Raw genomic sequence first — 16,614 nt, 5'->3', positions numbered from 1 at the left:
CTTGTCCCGTACGCACGGGTAGGGCCAGTGGCGGTACCGCGTCCGGCGCCCGCGTCGCGCGCGGACGCCGGACCGAGAGGCTCAGTGCTGCGCCCAGGGCCGGCTGAAGTTGACCTTGACCGCCCGCACCCCGGCCTCGGCGCGCAGCGCGTTGAGCAGGCCGCTGTCCACCCGCACCGACTCGGTGCCGCCGATATCCAGCATGCCCGCGGCAGGGGCGCCGTCGATGTTCATCACCAGGTCCAGCCGCAGGGGGGTCTTGCCGGGGCGATGCTGGGCCAGCAGCGCATCCAGGCGCGGCAGGGCGCCGCGATCGCGCAGGTCCAGGCGCAGCAGCAGGCGCTGGGCGTGCTGGGCGCAGATCTGCTCGTAGTCCCAGACCTGGCGGATGCGCATGCTGTAGCCGCCGTTGAACTCGTCCTCGCGCAGCCCGCCCTTGATGATCAGGATGCGCCCACGCGTCAGCAGCGGGCCGAACTCGGCCATGGCATCGGTGAAGGCGCTGCACTCGATGCGGCCGCGGCCATCTTCCAGGGTAGCGAAGACCTGGCTGTCGCCCTTACGCCGCACGCCGACCACCTGCCCGGCGACGATGGCCAGGGTCTCCGGGCGCCAGCCCTTCTTCTCGCCAGGCGGGGAGGTGTTGACCATCGACTCCAGGTCGCCCAGGTCGCTGCCGACCAGTGCCTTGAGATCGGCCCGGTAGGGATCCATCGGGTGGCCGGACAGGTAGAAGCCCAGGGTCTCGCGCTCGCCGTCCAGGCGCTGGCTGAGCGGCCATTCCTCGCACTCGGCCAGATCGATGTGGATGTCGTCGCCGCCGCTGGCGCTGCCGAACATGTCGAAGATGCCCGCGTTGCGGTTGCGGCTGATCTGGTCGATGGCCTTGAGCACCTCGGGCAGCTGCAGCACCAGCGAGGCGCGGTTCTTGCCCAGCTCGTCCAGGGCGCCGGCGTTGATCATCGCTTCCAGCACGCGGCGGTTGAGCTTGGCCGTGGCGGTGCGCTTGCAGAAATCCAGCAGGTCGCGATACGGCCCGTTAGCGCGGCGCTCGGCCTGGACCGTTTCGCACACGCCCTGGCCCACGCCCTTGATCGCGCCCAGTCCGTAGCGGATGGTGGTCGCATCGGTGGCCACGAACATGAAGTCCGAGTGGTTGACCGTCGGCGGCAGGATGGTCAGCTGCGAGCTGCGCGCCTCGTTGAGGAAGCCCACCACCTTGTCGGTGTTGTCCATGTCCGAGGACAGCGTGGCGGCCATGAACTCGGCCGGGTAGTGGCGCTTGAGCCAGGCGGTCTGGTAGCTGACCAGCGCGTAGGCGGCGGCGTGCGACTTGTTGAAGCCGTAGCCGGCGAACTTCTCCATCAGGTCGAAGATTTCATCGGCCTTGGGGCCGGCCACGCCGCCCTTGGCCGCGCCTTCGCGGAAGATCTCGCGGTGCTTGGCCATTTCGGCCGGCACCTTCTTGCCCATCGCGCGACGCAGCAGGTCGGCGCCGCCCAGCGAGTAGCCGCCGACGATCTGCGCCATCTGCATGACCTGCTCCTGGTACACCATGATGCCGTAGGTGTCTTTCAGGATCGCTTCGGTGCGCGGGTCGGGATAGATGATCTCCTCCTGACCGTGCTTGCGCGCGTTGAAGGAGGGGATCAGGTCCATCGGGCCGGGGCGGTACAGCGACACCAGCGCGATCAGGTCCTCGAAACGGTCCGGGCGCGCGTCCTTCAGCAGGCGGCGCATGCCGGAGGATTCGAACTGGAACACCGCGCCGGTGTTGCCGTTGGCGAAGATGTCCTTGTAGGTCGGCGCGTCGTCCAGCGGGATGGCGGTGATGTCCACCGGCGGAATCCCCGCGCGTTCGTGCCGCGCGTTGATCGCCTTGACCGCCCAGTCGATGATGGTCAGCGTGCGCAGGCCGAGGAAGTCGAACTTCACCAGGCCCACCGCTTCCACGTCGTTCTTGTCGAACTGGGTGACCGGGTTCTTGCCGCGCATGCCTTCGTCGTGTTCGGCGAACAGCGGGCTGAAATCCGACAGCGGGGACGGGGCGATGACCACGCCACCGGCGTGCTTGCCGGCGTTGCGGGTGAGGTCTTCCAGCTGGCGCGCCAGGTCCATCAGCTCGCGGACGTCGTCCTCGTCCTGGTAGCGCTGGATCAGCTCGGGCGAGTGCATCGACTCGTCCTTGCCTTCGCCCATCGCGTCCTTCAGCGTCACCCCCAGGATGTTGGGGATCAGCTTGGCCACGCTGTCCACGAAGCCGTAGGGAAAGCCCAGCACGCGGCCGCAGTCGCGCACCACCGCCTTGGCGGCCATGGTGCCGTAGGTGATGATCTGGCTGACGCGCTCGCGCCCGTACTTGCGCGCGACGTAGTCGATCACCTCATCGCGCCGGTCCATGCAGAAGTCGATGTCGAAGTCGGGCATCGACACGCGTTCGGGGTTGAGGAAGCGCTCGAACAGCAGGTTGTACGGCAGCGGGTCCAGGTCGGTGATCTGCAGCGCCCAGGCCACCAGCGAGCCGGCGCCGGAGCCGCGCCCCGGGCCGATCGGGATGCCCTGGTTCTTACCCCACTGGATGAAGTCGGCCACGATCAGGAAGTAGCCGGGGAAGCCCATCTTGATGATGGTGTCCAGCTCGAATTCCAGGCGGTCGACATAGTCCTGCCGGGTCATGCCCGGAGCGAGCGGGTGCTTCTCCAGGCGCTCGGCCAGACCGCGGCGGGACTCGCTGCGGATCCAGCTGTCCAGCGTTTCATCGTCCGGCACCGGATAGGCCGGCAGGAAGTAGGTGCCCAGCTGCAGCTCGACGTTGCAGCGCTGCGCCAGGTGCCAGGTGTTGTCGATGGCATCGGGGATGTCGGCGAACAGCTCGGCCATCTGCTCGGGCGACTTCATGTACTGCTCGCGCGAGTACTCGCGCGGGCGCTTGGGGTCGTCCAGCACGCGCCCGGCGGCGATGCAGGCGCGCGCCTCGTGCGCCTCGAAACCGTCCGGTAGCAGGAAGCGCACATCGTTGCTGGCGATCACCGGCAGGCCGCGCGCGGCGGCCGCGTGCAGGGCGAAGGCGTTGAAGGCCTGTTCGCCCTCGCGCTGGGTGCGGGTGAGCTCCAGGTGCAGGTCATCGCCGAACACGCGCTGCCAGTCGGCCAGGTGCTGCTCGGCCAGGTCGTGCTTGTTCATCGCCGACAAGCGCCCGGCCAGGCTGTGGCGCCCGGCGATGGCGAACAGGCCCTCGTGGTCCTCGCGCAGCCACTGCGGATCGATGGCCACCCCCTCCTGGCGATGGCCTTCCAGCCAGGCGCGGCTGAGCAGGCGCGACAGCGACAGATAGCCGGTGCGGTCGCGGCACAGCAGCGTCATCTGCCAGGGCGTCTCATCGCCCTCGGCCAGCATTAGGTCGGCACCGGCGATGGGCTTGATGCCCACGCCCTCGGCAGCGGTGTAGAACTTGACCAGGGCGAACAGGTTGTTGCGGTCGGTGACCGCCAGCGCCGGCATTTCCAGCTCGACCGCGCGGCTGAGCACGTTCGGCCGCTTGGCCTTGTCCGGGCGGGCCTGTTCGGGCTTTTCCGGCACCCGGATGGTGGAATCCACCATCGAGAACTCGGTGTGCAGATGAAGATGGACGAAGCGCGACATGGTCCGTAGCAGGGTAGCGGCGGGGGTGGGGGGGGACAAGGCTTGACAGGAGCTGCCCGCGCGGCGGGCTGCTCCCCCAAAGTTTCGCTTCGCGAAACCTTGGGCCCCGTGTCCTTGGCTTGCCTACCCCCGCGCCTGTCGGCGCGCCCCCCTAACAGAGGGGGGGCTTTTCTCCATTTGCATTGTCGTGGCGCTGCAGGGAACGCCAACCACAAGTTGCGTGTGGCGGTCCGCTCGGTCAGCTTCCGCTTGCGCAGAAGTTGACCGATGGCCATGGCAGGGCTGCCTGCTGAGGATGGGCTAGATCGACGGCCTGCAGGGGCTCAGGCGGCGGTGGTGGCGAGTTCGGGGGAGGCTTCGGGTGTGGGCGTGAGGCCGAGGGCGGTGCGGACGGGGGCGAAGCTGCGGCGGTGGTGCGGGCAGGGGCCGTGTTGGCGCAGGGCTTGCAGGTGCGCGGGGGTGCCGTAGCCCTTGTGCTGGTCGAAGCCGTACTCGGGGTGCTGCGCGTGCAGCTGGTGCATCAGGCGGTCGCGAGTGACCTTGGCCAGGATGGAGGCGGCCATGATGCTGCGATCCAGGGCGTCGCCGCCGATCCAGGCCTCGCCTGGGCAGGCCAGGCCCTTGGGCACGCGGTTGCCGTCGATGCGCGCCAGGCCGGCCACGTGGGCCACCGCGTCCACCGCCCGGCGCATGCCGGCCATGGTCGCCTGGTAGATGTTGATGCGGTCGATCTCCTCGACCTCCACCACCACCACCTGCCAGGCAAGCGCGCGCTCGACGATGCGGTTGAACAGGAATGCGCGGCGCTCGGCGCTCAGCGCCTTGGAATCGTCCAGGCCGTTGATGCGCGGCTTGGCCGGGTCGAACACCACCGCGGCCACGGTCAGGGGCCCGGCCAGCGGGCCGCGCCCGGCTTCGTCCACGCCGGCCACCCGCAGCGAAGCGGCGGCCACGGGGGTGGGCAGGTCCAGGCAGATTTGGCTCATGGCGAACGCGGCGCGTCTTGGGAATCGAGCAGTTCGGCCACGGCCGCCGCGGCGCTGGCCGAGGCGTCCTGACGAAGCTGCAGGTGCAACGCACGATACCGCGTCTGCAGCGCGGCGGTGCGCGCCGGATCCTGCAGCAGGCCTACCAGCGCCTCGGCCAGGGCCTGGGGCGTGCAGTTTTCCTGGATGAACTCCGGGGCCAGGTCGTCGTTGGCCAGGATGTTGGGCAGCGCGAAGCGCTGGACCTTGAGCAGCTTCAGCCTGCGCGCGATCCACGCCGACAGCGGCGCGACCTTGTAGCCCACCACCATCGGCCGCTTGGCCAGCATGCCTTCCAGCGTGGCCGTGCCCGAGGCCAGCAGCACCGCATCGGCCGCGACCATGGCCTGGCGCGCCTGGCCCTGCAGCAGGCGCGGGCGCGGCGCCGGGAACGGGGCGCCGGCCAGCAGCGGGTGCAGCGCCTCGGCGCAGGCGCTGTTGGCGGCCGGCAGCACCACCTGCAGATGCGGCACTCGCTCGGCGACCAGACGCGCGGCCTCGATGAACTCCGCGCCCAGCCGCGAGATTTCGCCCAGGCGGCTGCCCGGCAGCACCGCCAGCACCGGCGCGCGATCATGCAGGCCAAGCTCGGCCCGCGCCTGGGCGGCATCGGGTTCCAATGGCAGCTCATCGGCCATGGGGTGGCCGACGAAACGCGCATCCACGCCGTAGCGGGCGTAGATCGCCGGCTCCATCGGGAACAGGCACAGCACGCGGTCGGCGCTGGCGCCGATCTTGGCCGCGCGTTGCTCGCGCCAGGCCCACACCGAGGGGCTGACGTAGTGCACGGTGCGCACGCCGCGCTGCTTGAGCCAGCGCTCCAGGCCGAGGTTGAAGTCCGGGGCATCGATGCCGATGAACACGTCCGGCTGCCAGTCCATCAGCTGCTGGCGCAGGGTCTTGCGCAGCCGGAGCAGGCGCGGCAGGTGCCGCAGCACCTCGGCCAGACCCATGACCGCCAGCTCGTCGGCATCGTGCCAGGCCTCCAGGCCGGCCGCGCGCATGCGCTCGCCGCCGATGCCGGCGAATTCGGCATCGGGATAGCGCTGCTTCAGCGCCTGGATCAGGCCGGCGCCCAGCTGGTCGCCGGAGGCCTCCCCGGCCACCAGCGCGATGCGCAGGCGTCGCGCCGGTGCGGTCTGACCGGCGCCGCGCGACATCCATTCGCCCAGCGTCGGTGCGTGCTGCGTGCTCATCGCAGCAGCGGGCGGCCGCCGGCTTCGATGAACTCCAGCATCTCGCGCACGTCCTCGCTGTCCTTGGCCTGCTCGGCCAGCTGCGCCTTGGCCTCGGCCAGCGGCACGCCGGCGACGTAAAGCGTGCGGTAGGCGCGCTTGATCTTGGTGATGCGCTCGGGTTCGAAACCGCGGCGCTTGAGCCCCTCGCTGTTGATGCCGCGCGGGCGCCCGTGTTCGTCGGCGGCCACCATGGTGAAGGGCGGCACATCGCCACCGACCAGCGCGCCCATGCCGATGAAGGCATGCGAGCCGATGCGGCAGAACTGGTGCGCGCCGGCGAAGCCGCTGATGATCACCCAGTCGCCGACATCCACATGCCCGGCCAGCGTGGTGTTGTTGGAGAACACGCAGTGGTTGCCGACGATGCAGTCGTGCGCCACGTGGGTGTAGGCCAGCATCCAGTTGTCGTTGCCGATGCGGGTGACGTTGCTGCCGGTGGCGGTGCCGCGGTTGAGGGTGACGAACTCGCGGATCACGTTGCGATCGCCGATCACCAGCTCGGTGCGTTCGCCCTTGGACTTCTTGTCCTGCGGCTGGCCGCCGATGGCGGCGTGGCCGACGAAATGATTGTCGCGGCCGATGCGCGTGGGGCCATGGAAACTGCAGTGCGAGCCGATGATGGTGTTGTCACCGATCTCCACGTCCGCGCCGATCAAAGTGAAGGCGCCAACCTGCACGCCGGTGCCGAGCCGCGCCCCGGGGTCGACGACCGCGGTGGGATGGATCGATGTCTGGCTCATGCTCACTCCTTGGGCTTGTCCGTCTCGGCGCACAGCACCTCGGCGCAGGCCACCTGCTTGCCATCCACGCGCGCGATGCCCTCGTACAGGGCCATGTTGCGGATGGTGCGCTTGACCACCACTTCCAGCTCCAGGCGATCGCCCGGCACCACCGGGCAGCTGAACTTCACGTTGTCCACCTTGACCAGGTAGAACAGCTTGTTCTTGGCCTCATCGCCGTAGCCGATCTGCGTGATCAGGCCGCCGGCCTGGGCCAGCGCCTCGATGATCAGCACGCCCGGCATGACCTTGCGCTCGGGGAAATGCCCGGCGAAGAACGGCTCGTTGTAGCTCACGTTCTTGTAGGCGACGATGCGCTTGGCCGGCTCGAACTCGGTCACCCGATCCACCAGCAGGAAGGGATAGCGGTGCGGCAGCAGCTGCTGGATCGTCTCGACGGTGAGCGGAAGTTCTAGGTTCATGGTCATGGTGGGTCTAGGAATCCTTGCTGGCGGCGGGGATGCGCCGGGCGAGCGCGTCCAGCTGGCGGAAGCGCGCTGCGTTCTTGCGCCAGGTGCGGACGTCCGTCAGGGGAATGCCGGAGGCGTAGGTGCCCGGCTCGGTGATGGGGCCGGCCACCATGGACATGGCCAGCACGGTGACCTTGTCGCAGATTTCCAGGTGGCCGGACACGCCGACCTTGCCGGCCAGCATGCAGTAGCGGCCGATCCTGGCGCTGCCGGCGACGCCGACCTGCGCGGCCATGGCGGTGTGCGCGCCGATATGCACGTTGTGGGCGATCTGGATCTGGTTGTCCAGGCGCACGTCGTCTTCCAGCACGGTATCGCCCAGCGCGCCGCGGTCGATGGTGGTGTTGGCGCCGATCTCGCAATCGTCGCCGATGCGCACCCCGCCCATCTGCGGCACGTTGAGCCACTTGCCGTGCTCCATGGCCAGGCCGAAGCCGGCCGCGCCGATGACCGCGCCGGGATGGACGCGGCAGCGCTGGCCCAGGCTCACGCGGGTGACCAGGGTGACGCGGGCGATCAGCTCGGTGCCATCGCCGACGCTGCAGTCCTCGCCGATCACGCAGCCGGTGCCGATCACGCAGCCGGCGCCGATGCGGCTGCGCGCGCCGATGCTGACGAAGGGCCCGATGTGGACGTCCGGCGCGATCTCGGCCGTGGGGTCGATTACAGCGCTTGCGTGGATGCCGGCCGGGCGCTCGGGCACCGGTTCGTACAAGGCGCTGATCTTGGCGAAGGCCGCGTGCGGATCCTTGGCGATCAGCGCCGTGCCGGCATAGCCCTGCGCGGCCTCGGCGTTGAGCACCACCACGCCGGCCTGGGTCTGTTCCAGAAGCGGCAGGTAGCGCGGATTGGCCAGGAAGCCCAGCTGTTGCGCACCGGCCTCGGTCAGGGGGGCCACGCCGGTGATCGGGATCGTGCCATCGCCCTGCAGCTGCAGGGCAAAACGTTCGGCCAGCTCGGCCGCGGTGGTCTGGAAGGTCTTCACGGCGGGGAATTCTAGCGGGTGCGGGTTGGCGGCGCGAAAAGGCCGGCCCGCCAGGGCGGGCAGGCATCGGCCTGGGCCGGCCAGGAATGCAGAAGGCCCGGGCGGGGCCGGGCCTTCTGCGCAGGCATCGCAAGGCTCAGCTCAGAACTGGCCGCCGAAGGTGAACTGCAGGCGTTCGATGTCATCGCCCGGCTGCTTGCGGAACGGGAACGCGTAGCTGATCTGGATCGGGCCCACCGGCGCGCGCCACAGCAGCGCCACGCCGGCCGAGGCACGCAAGGTGTTGGCGTCGAAGTTGTCGACCCCGTCGTACACGTTGCCCACGTCCACGAACGCGGAGATGCGCGCGGCGTTGCTGTCGAACAGCTTCGGGAACACCATTTCCAGCTGGCCGATGGTCTTGAGCGAACCGCCGTAGGGCTGGCCGTTGACGTAGAACTGCGTCGGTGGGGTGCGCGGGCCCAGGGTGTTGTCGTCGAAGCCGCGCACCGAGTTCACGCCACCGGCGTAGAAGTTCTCGAAGAACGGCAGGCCGTCGGCAGTGATGGTTCGCTTCAGGTTAGAGCCGTTGCAATCGGCGGGCACGAACACTGTCACGCCATTGCTGGTGGTGTCGCTGCCGCAGACCTGGCGCGTTCTGGCATCGCCATAGCTGTCGCCATAGCCCAGCTGCGCGCCGGTGCGCAGGACGAAGGCCGGGCTGAGCATCCAGTACTTGGAGAACTCGTAGTTGAGCTTGTAGTACTCGGCGGTCGAGCCGGGCAGGGTGATTTCCGCCGAGACGCGCTGGTAGGTACCGCGCGTGGGCATGAAATAGTCGTTGCGGGTATCGCGCGCCCAGCCCACTTCCGTGCGCCAGGCATGGAAGGTGCGCTGGCCCACCGCATCGATGTAGTCGATCAGCTGCTGCGGCGTGCTGTTGGGATAAGCGAAGATCTGGTTGCTGTCGATGCCGAACATGACCGAGACGGTGTCGTTCTCGGTGATCGGCACGCCCAGCACCATCTGCGCGCCGGCATTGGTGTTGTTGTACTGGACCGTGTTGAAGCTGGAGTTCGAATAGTCGTACTCGCGGTAGAACAGGTTGTAGCCCAGCGACACGCCGGTATCGGTGAAGTAGGGGTTGGTGAAGGAGAAGCCGTAGCGCTGCAGGTAGCTGCTGCGCGAGGCATCCACCGACACGCGGTTGCCACCGCCCAGGAAATTGTTCTGCGACAGCTGGACGGATGTCTGTAAGCCGTAGGTCTGCGAGAAGCCCAGGCCGAAGGTGAAGCTGCCCGAGGTGGTTTCCTTGACGTTGTAGACCACGTCCACCTGGTCGGCGGTGCCGGCCACGGGCGGGGTTTCCACGTCCACCGTTTCGAAATAGCCCAGGCGCTGCAGGCGGATCTTGGAGCGGTCGATCGCCGCCTGCGAATACCACGCGCCTTCGAACTGGCGCATCTCGCGGCGCAGGACCTCATCGCCGGTGCGCGCATTGCCCTTGAAGATGATGCGGCGCACGTTCACGCGCGGGCCGGGCACCACCTGCAGGTTGATCGCCACCAGGCGGTTCTCGCGGTCCACGGTGGGAATCGGGTTGACCTTGGCGAAGGCGTAGCCGACGTTGCTCAGCATCGCGGTGATGGAGTCTGAGGTCACTTCCAGCAGGCGGCGCGAGAAGATCTGGTCCTTGCGCACCAGCACCATGCGCTCGACTTCTTCCTGCGGCAGGATGGTGTCGCCGGTGACCTTGACGTCGGAGATCTTGTACTGCTCGCCCTCGGTGACATCGGCGCTGATGAACATGTCGCGCTTGTCCGGGCTGATCGAGACCTGGGTCGAATCGATGCTGAAATCGACGTAGCCGCGGTCCAGATACCAGGAGTTGAGCTTCTCCATGTCGCCGGAGAGCTTCTCCTTGGAATACTGGTCGTCGCGCCGGTACCAGGACAACCAGTTGTGCTCCTTGGACTCCCAGTACTCCAGGATGTCCTCGTTCTCGAACTTCTCGGTGCCCACCAGGTTGACGTGCTGGATCTTGGCGGCCTTGCCTTCCTTGACGTTGATGGTGACATCCACGCGATTGCGGTCCAGCGGCGACACGGTGGGGGTGATCACCACGTTGTACTTGCCGCGGTTGTTGTACTGGCGCACCAGCTCCTGGGTTACCCGGTCCAGCGCCAGGCGATCGAAGGTGCCGCCCTCGGTCAGGCCGATGTCGGCCAGGCCCTTGGTCAGGTCCTCGGTCTTGATGTCCTTGTTGCCGCTCAGGGTCAGCTTGTTGATCGAGGGGCGCTCGCGCAGGGTCACCACCAGGATCGAACCCTGGCGGCCCAGCGACACGTCCTCGAAGAAGCCGGTCTTGTACAGGGCGCGGATCGCCTCGGCGGTCTTGCCCGGGGTGACCGCGTCGCCGCGCTCGATCGGCAGGTAGGTCAGCACGGTACCGGCGGAGATGCGCTGCAGGCCATCGATGCGGATGTCGCTGGCCACGAAGGCGGCCGCGCTACTGTCCGTCGCCGGCGCGGGAAAGGCCGTCGTCTGGGCCAGCCCCGGCGTCGCCACGGCCGAAGCCAGGGCAAGGGCAAGCAGGCGGCGGGTAGGAAGTCGCGTCATCGTCACGTCCGGTAGCAAGCGTTGAATCTGGAGGGAGCGCCGCGGTGGGCGGCGTTCGGCAGTGGAATCGGCACACGCCGAAGCGGATTTGCAGGGCATCACATCAAGTCACCAAGCGCAGGATGTCGTTGTAGAACGCCAGTCCCATCAATCCCGCCAGGACCGCCAGGCCGAAATACTGACCCGCGGCCATCGCGCGCTCACTCAGTGGGCTGCCCTTGACCAACTCGATAAGGTAATACAGCAGGTGCCCCCCGTCCAAAACCGGGATGGGCAGCAAGTTGATGATGGCCAGGCTCAGCGACAGCAGGGCCAGGAAATACAGGAACCAGTCCACCCCGCGCTTGGCCGAGGCGTTGGCGACCTGGGCGATGGTGACCGGCCCGGAAATGTTCTTCAGCGAGGCCGCCCCGGTGAGCATGCGCCGCATCATTCCCAGCGAATCGGCGGTCAGGCGGCCGGTTTCGCGGAAGGCCATGGGCACCGCGCCGAACACGCCGTAACGCTGCACCGCGTCGAAGGCCGGCCGTTGACCGGAGGACAGGGTGATGCCCAGGCGCCAGACCTGCTTGCCGTCCGCGTCCTGGCCGCGCTGAGGCGCGATTTCCAGAGCCAGGCGGGCGCCCTCCCGGTCCACCTCGATCATGCCGCGCTCGCCGCGCTCGCCGAGCTGCTGCACCAGGGGCTGGACCTGGTCGGCCGAGCGCACCGGCTGGCCATCGACCGCGGTGATCAGATCGCCGGGCTTGAGCACACCGTCGGCGGCCGAGCCCTTGGCGATGTCCGATATCTGGGCCGGGGCGAGTGCGAACTGCCAGCGCAGGCCAGCCTGCCCGGCCACGTTGGCCTCGTCGAAGCCCGCCGGCAGCTGGCTCAGCCCCAGGCTGCGCGTCTGTACCCGGCCGCTGACGTCCTCGACCCGCAGTTGCGGGTCGTGCCGGTCCATCGCCGCGGCGGTCAGGGCCATGGCCGCATCGGTCCAGGTCGCCACGCCGCGCTCGTCCACCGCCAGCAGGCGATCGCCCGGACGCAGCCCGGAGGCCGCGGCGATACCCTCGGCCTGGCCCACGACGGGGGCGTAGTCCTGCTTGCCGATGACGAACATGGCCCACAGCAAGGCCACGCACAGGATCAGGTTGGCGATGGGGCCGGCCGCGACCACGGCGATGCGCTGCAGCACCGGCTTGCGGTTGAAGGCCTGCGACAGGCGCGCGGTCGGGACCTCGCCTTCGGCCTCGTCCAGCATCTTCACGTAGCCGCCCAGCGGGATGGCGGCCACCGCGAACTCGGTGCCGCGGCGGTTGCGCCGCATCCACAGCGGCTTGCCGAAGCCGACCGAAAAGCGCAGCACATGCACACCGCAGCGGCGCGCCACCCAGTAGTGGCCGAACTCGTGGAAGGTCACCAGGACGCCCAGCGCGACCACCATCCACCAGATCGAACCGATCAGGTCACTCATGCGGGCGATCACTCATGCGGGGCGGGCGAGGGCATAGCGGTCGATACGGGCTTGGGTGATACGCCGGGCCTGCGCGTCGGCGGACAGGAGCGCTTCCAGCGTGTCGGCCGCGGCGTAGGACACGGCAGCCAACGCCTCTTCGACAAGTGCGGGAATCGATAGAAAGCCTATACGGCCCTGAAGAAAGGCTGAAACGGCCACTTCATTGGCCGCGTTGAGCACCGCCGGGGCGGTGCCCCCGGCCTCCAGGGCGTCCCAGGCCAGGCGCAGGCAGGGAAATGCCTCGGTGTCGGGTGCCTCGAAATCCAGCCGGCCCTGGGTCATCAGGTCCAGCCCGGCCACCCCGGATTCCAGTCGCTGCGGCCAGCCCAGGCCCACGGCCAGCGCGGTGCGCATGTCCGGCAGGCCAAGCTGGGCCAGGGTGGAGCCATCGATGAATTCCACCAGCGAGTGCACCAGGCTCTGCGGGTGCACCACCACGTCCAGCTGCTGGCGCGGCAGCGCGAACAGGTGGTGGGCCTCGATCAGTTCCAGGCCCTTGTTCATCAGCGTGGCCGAGTCCACCGAGATCTTCGGCCCCATCGACCACTTGGGGTGGGCCACGGCCTGGGCCACGGTCACCGCGGCCAGGGAGGCGCGGTCGCGGCCACGGAAGGGGCCCCCCGAGGCGGTCAAGATGACGCGCCTGACATCGCCCTGAGTTTGCCGTGAACGCAGGCACTGGAAGATGGCGTTGTGCTCGCTGTCTACCGGCACGATCTCCGCGCCAGCGGCCTCTGCCGCGCCGATGACCAGCTCGCCTGCCAGCACCAGGGATTCCTTGTTGGCCAGCAGGATGCGCTTGCCCGCACGGGCGGCGGCCAGGGTCGAGGACAGCCCGGCCGCGCCGACGATGGCCGCGACCACCGTGTCGCAGGCCTCGGAGGCCACCAGGGCGTCCAGCGCTTGCGCACCGGCATGGGCCTGGGTCGCCAGTCCGGCATCGCGCAGCCCGTCCTGCAGCGCCTGGAAGCCTTCTTCATCGGCGATGACGGCATGCTCGGGCTGGTGCAGCCGGCACAGCGCCAGCAGCGCATCGACCTGCCGGCCGGCAGCCAGCACGGTGGCGCGCAGGCGCTGGGGATGGCGCGCGATGACGTCCAGCGCCGAAGCGCCGATGGACCCGGTGGCGCCGAGGACGGCGACCCTGCGCGGTGCGGAAGCGTTGGTGTGCATGGTCAGAAGCCCAGCAATTCCTTGCCCAGGACGAACACCGGCAGCGCGGCGAGCACGCCATCGATGCGGTCCAGCACGCCGCCATGGCCGGGGATCAGGTTGCCCGAATCCTTGGCTCCGACATGCCGCTTGAGCAGGCTCTCGAACAGGTCGCCCTCCACCGAGAACAGCACGGTCACCACGGTGACGGCGATCAGGGCCGGCAGCTTGGCGGTCTCCACGCCGGCCAGCAGGCCGAAGCCGATGCCGGCCAGGATGCCGGCGATGACGCCACCCACCAGGCCCTCGATGGTCTTGTTGGGGCTCACCCGCGGGGCCAGCTTGTGCTTGCCGAAGGCGCGACCGGCGAAGTAGGCGCCGGAATCGGCGGCCCAGACCACGGCCAGCGCGGTCAGCAGCCAGGTGTGGGCGCGGATGTCGCGCAAGCCCACGCCGTCGAAGTTGTTGGAGTGCAGCAGGCACAGCGCCGCCCAGGCCGGCACGATCGCCAGCGTCCCGGCGGCCAGCTTGAACACCCGTGCATAGGTCTGGTGGTCCGAGGCGAAGTGGAAGAACTTCAGCCACAGCAGGGCCACCACCCACCACGCCACCCCCGCCAGCACGATCAGCTGGAACAGCGCGGGCGAAAAGCCGCTGCTGGCGCGCGAGGCCCAGACCAGCAGCACCATCAGCACCAGATTGAGCAGCAGCAGCACCGTGCGCGGCAGGGTGTCGTCGATCTCGGCCAGGCGAAACCACTCCCACAGCCCGATCAGGAACACCGCCGCGGCCAGCGCGGCCAGCCACGGCGTGCTGAGCAGCAGGATGGCGGCAATGGCCAGCGGCGCCATGATGAGCGCCGCGATGACACGGGTCTTGGTCATGCGGGAGTCGTCTCTGCCGCCGCGGCGGTCACTTGGGCACTGGTCAGGCCGAAGCGGCGCTCGCGCTGGGCGAAATCGTCCATCGCGCGCTGCAGCAGTTCGGGGCTGAGGTCGGGCCACAGAATGTCGGTGAACCACAGCTCGGTGTAGGCCAGCTGCCACAGCAGGAAATTGCTGATGCGGTGGTCGCCGCCGGTGCGGATGAACAGGTCCGGCGCCGGCAGGTCGGCCAGCGCCACACGTTGGGACAGCAGCGACTCGGTGATGTCCTGCGGCTGCAGGCGCCCGGCGGCGACGTCCTCGGCCAGCGAACGGGCGGCGCTGGCGATGTCCTGGCGCCCGCCGTAACTGGCCGCGATGGACAGCACCAGCGCCTGGTTGCCGGCGGTGAGCCGTTCGGCATTGGCCATGCGCAGGCGGATCGCCTCGCTGAAACGCGTCCGTTCGCCGATGAAGCGCACCTGCACGCCGCGGCGGTGCAGCTCGTCCACCTCGCGGTCCAGCGCGCCCATGAACAGCTTCATCAGCGCGCCGACCTCGTCTTCCGGCCGGCCCCAGTTCTCGCTGGAAAACGCGAACAGCGTCAGCGCGCCGATGCCGCGCTGCAGGCAGAAGTCGATGCACACGTTGACCGCGCGCGCGCCGGCGCGGTGGCCGATCGCGCGCGGTCGGCGGCGCTGCTGCGCCCAGCGGCCGTTGCCGTCCATGATGACGGCCAGGTGGCGGGGAAGCATCGCCTTGTCCGGTCGATAAGGATCAGTCACAGGATCGACGACGGATCAGACCGCCATCAGTTCCTGTTCCTTGGCCTTGACCACCTCGTCCACATCCTTGATGGCCTTGTCCGTCAGCTTCTGGATGTCTTCCTGGCTGCGGCGCTCCTCGTCCTCGGTAATCGCCTTTTCCTTCAGCAGGTCCTTGCTCTGCTGGTTGGCGTCGCGACGGATGTTGCGGATGGCGACCTTTGTGTTCTCGCCTTCGCCGTGGACGTGCTTGGTCAGGTCGCGGCGCCGCTCCTCGGTCAGGGCGGGCATGTTGATGCGGATGGTGGTGCCGGCGGTGTTCGGGGTCAGGCCCAGGTCCGAAGCCAGAATGGCCTTTTCCACGGCCGAGACCATCTGCTTTTCCCAAGGCGTGATGGTCAGCGTGCGCGCATCGGTGACCGTCACCGTGGCGACCTGCGACAGCGGCATGTCCGAGCCGTAGTAGTTGACCTTCAGGTGGTCCACCAGCGCCGTGCTCGCGCGGCCGGTGCGGACCTTGGTCAGGTCGTGGCGCAGGGACTCGATGCTCTTGGTCATGCGGTTCTGCGCGTCGTTCTTGATCTCGTTAAGCATCGGGCTCCACCCTGTCTCTGCCAACCCGGGATTATAGGTCAATCGCGCCCCCGGCCGGGCCGTGGCTGCCGTACCGGTTCAGTGGGAATGGTGCGGCGCGGGGTCGTGGCGGTCGTGTTCGCAGCCGCCGCCGTGCTCGATCTGCAGGGTCGGGTGGTTGATGCCGAACTCATGGTCCAGCGCATGGGTGATGCGGTCGATGAACGCGTCGTGGTCGCCCTTGTCCGGCCGCACCAGGTGCGCGGTCAGGGCGATCTCGCCGGCGCCCAGCGGCCAGATATGCAGGTGGTGGACCGCTTTCACCCCCGGCTGGGCGGCGAGGAAGGCCTGCACGCGGGGCTGGTCGATGTTCTCCGGCACCGCATCCATGGCGGCGTTGAAGCTGTCGCGCAGCAGGCCATAGGTGCCGATGGCGATGACCACGCCCACCAGCAGGGCGGTCAGCGGATCGAGCAGGGTCCAGCCGAAGGCCAGCATGCCGGCCCCGGCCAGTACCGCGGCCAGGGACACGGCCGCATCGGCCATCAGGTGCAGGAAGGCGCCCTTGCGGTTGAGATCGTGCTGGTGGCCATCGCGCACCAGCCAGGCCGCCCCCAGGTTGACCGCGATGCCGATGGCGGCCACCACCATCACCGTCAGCCCGGGCACCGACGGCGGCTGCGAGAAGCGGCGCACCGCCTCCCAGCCCAGCGCGCCGGAGAACACCATCAGCAGGATCGCGTTGGCCAGCGGCGACAGCAGCGTGGCGCGGCGCCAGCCGTAGGTGTGGCGCTCGGTGGGGCGGCGACGCGCCAGCGCGGCCGCGCCCCAGGCCAGGGCCAGCCCGGCCACGTCGCCCAGGTTGTGCAGGGCGTCGGACAGCAGCGCCAGGGAGTTGGTGTAGAAGCCGTAGCCGGCCTCCAGCGCGGTGTAGGCCAGGTTGATCAGCGTGATCGCGGCGAAGGTCCGCGTGGCCGATCCGTGCGCGTGGTCGTGTCCGTGTCCGTGATGATGCGCGTGCATG

At 68.6% G+C, this 16,614-nt stretch carries 13 protein-coding genes; all 13 read right to left on the bottom strand.

The genetic code is table 11. The features are described 5' to 3' along the window. Positions 1-81: 81 nt before the first annotated feature. A complete protein-coding gene (gene dnaE, locus EPA99_RS00825; protein WP_129469298.1) occupies positions 82-3,642 on the bottom strand; it encodes a DNA polymerase III subunit alpha in 3,561 nt (1,186 codons plus the stop codon). A gap of 323 nt (positions 3,643-3,965) precedes the next feature. After that, complete coding sequence (locus EPA99_RS00820) at positions 3,966-4,628, bottom strand: ribonuclease HII (protein WP_129469297.1); 663 nt, start codon at positions 4,626-4,628, stop codon at positions 3,966-3,968. After that, on the bottom strand, positions 4,625-5,827 hold the full coding sequence (lpxB, locus tag EPA99_RS00815; protein ID WP_241688240.1) for a lipid-A-disaccharide synthase: 1,203 nt from the start codon (positions 5,825-5,827) through the stop codon (positions 4,625-4,627). The genes EPA99_RS00820 and lpxB overlap by 4 nt, the downstream gene beginning before the upstream one ends. A 32-nt stretch (positions 5,828-5,859) precedes the next feature. Further along, positions 5,860-6,645 (bottom strand): acyl-ACP--UDP-N-acetylglucosamine O-acyltransferase, encoded by a 786-nt coding sequence (gene lpxA / locus EPA99_RS00810; RefSeq protein WP_129469295.1) that lies wholly within the window; start codon positions 6,643-6,645, stop codon positions 5,860-5,862. A gap of 2 nt (positions 6,646-6,647) precedes the next feature. Then, the gene (gene fabZ / locus EPA99_RS00805; RefSeq protein ID WP_129469294.1) at positions 6,648-7,112 is read right to left on the bottom strand and encodes a 3-hydroxyacyl-ACP dehydratase FabZ; all 465 of its coding nucleotides are present in this window, start codon (positions 7,110-7,112) and stop codon (positions 6,648-6,650) included. 7 nt (positions 7,113-7,119) lie between these two features. Continuing rightward, positions 7,120-8,139, bottom strand: coding sequence for a UDP-3-O-(3-hydroxymyristoyl)glucosamine N-acyltransferase (gene lpxD, locus EPA99_RS00800; protein WP_129469293.1), 1,020 nt, complete (start codon positions 8,137-8,139; stop codon positions 7,120-7,122). A gap of 141 nt (positions 8,140-8,280) precedes the next feature. Further along, the gene (bamA, locus tag EPA99_RS00795; protein WP_129469292.1) at positions 8,281-10,737 is read right to left on the bottom strand and encodes an outer membrane protein assembly factor BamA; all 2,457 of its coding nucleotides are present in this window, start codon (positions 10,735-10,737) and stop codon (positions 8,281-8,283) included. Positions 10,738-10,840: 103 nt separating this feature from the next. Then, the gene (gene rseP / locus EPA99_RS00790; protein WP_129469291.1) at positions 10,841-12,196 is read right to left on the bottom strand and encodes an RIP metalloprotease RseP; all 1,356 of its coding nucleotides are present in this window, start codon (positions 12,194-12,196) and stop codon (positions 10,841-10,843) included. A gap of 12 nt (positions 12,197-12,208) precedes the next feature. Beyond that, the gene (locus EPA99_RS00785; protein WP_129469290.1) at positions 12,209-13,411 is read right to left on the bottom strand and encodes a 1-deoxy-D-xylulose-5-phosphate reductoisomerase; all 1,203 of its coding nucleotides are present in this window, start codon (positions 13,409-13,411) and stop codon (positions 12,209-12,211) included. A gap of 2 nt (positions 13,412-13,413) precedes the next feature. After that, entirely contained in the window at positions 13,414-14,274 is an 861-nt protein-coding gene (locus EPA99_RS00780; RefSeq protein ID WP_129469289.1) for a phosphatidate cytidylyltransferase, read from the bottom strand. After that, entirely contained in the window at positions 14,271-15,008 is a 738-nt protein-coding gene (uppS, locus tag EPA99_RS00775) for a polyprenyl diphosphate synthase (protein ID WP_129469288.1), read from the bottom strand. The genes EPA99_RS00780 and uppS overlap by 4 nt, the downstream gene beginning before the upstream one ends. Before the next feature lie 45 nt (positions 15,009-15,053). Further along, the gene (gene frr / locus EPA99_RS00770; RefSeq protein ID WP_129469287.1) at positions 15,054-15,611 is read right to left on the bottom strand and encodes a ribosome recycling factor; all 558 of its coding nucleotides are present in this window, start codon (positions 15,609-15,611) and stop codon (positions 15,054-15,056) included. 78 nt (positions 15,612-15,689) lie between these two features. Then, entirely contained in the window at positions 15,690-16,613 is a 924-nt protein-coding gene (locus EPA99_RS00765; protein ID WP_129469286.1) for a cation diffusion facilitator family transporter, read from the bottom strand. Position 16,614 lies beyond the last annotated feature (1 nt).

Source organism: Pseudoxanthomonas composti (genome assembly GCF_004122095.1).
GTDB classification, from domain to species: Bacteria; Pseudomonadota; Gammaproteobacteria; order Xanthomonadales; family Xanthomonadaceae; genus Pseudoxanthomonas_A; species Pseudoxanthomonas_A composti.
This window is presented reverse-complemented; position numbering and strand designations above follow the sequence as displayed.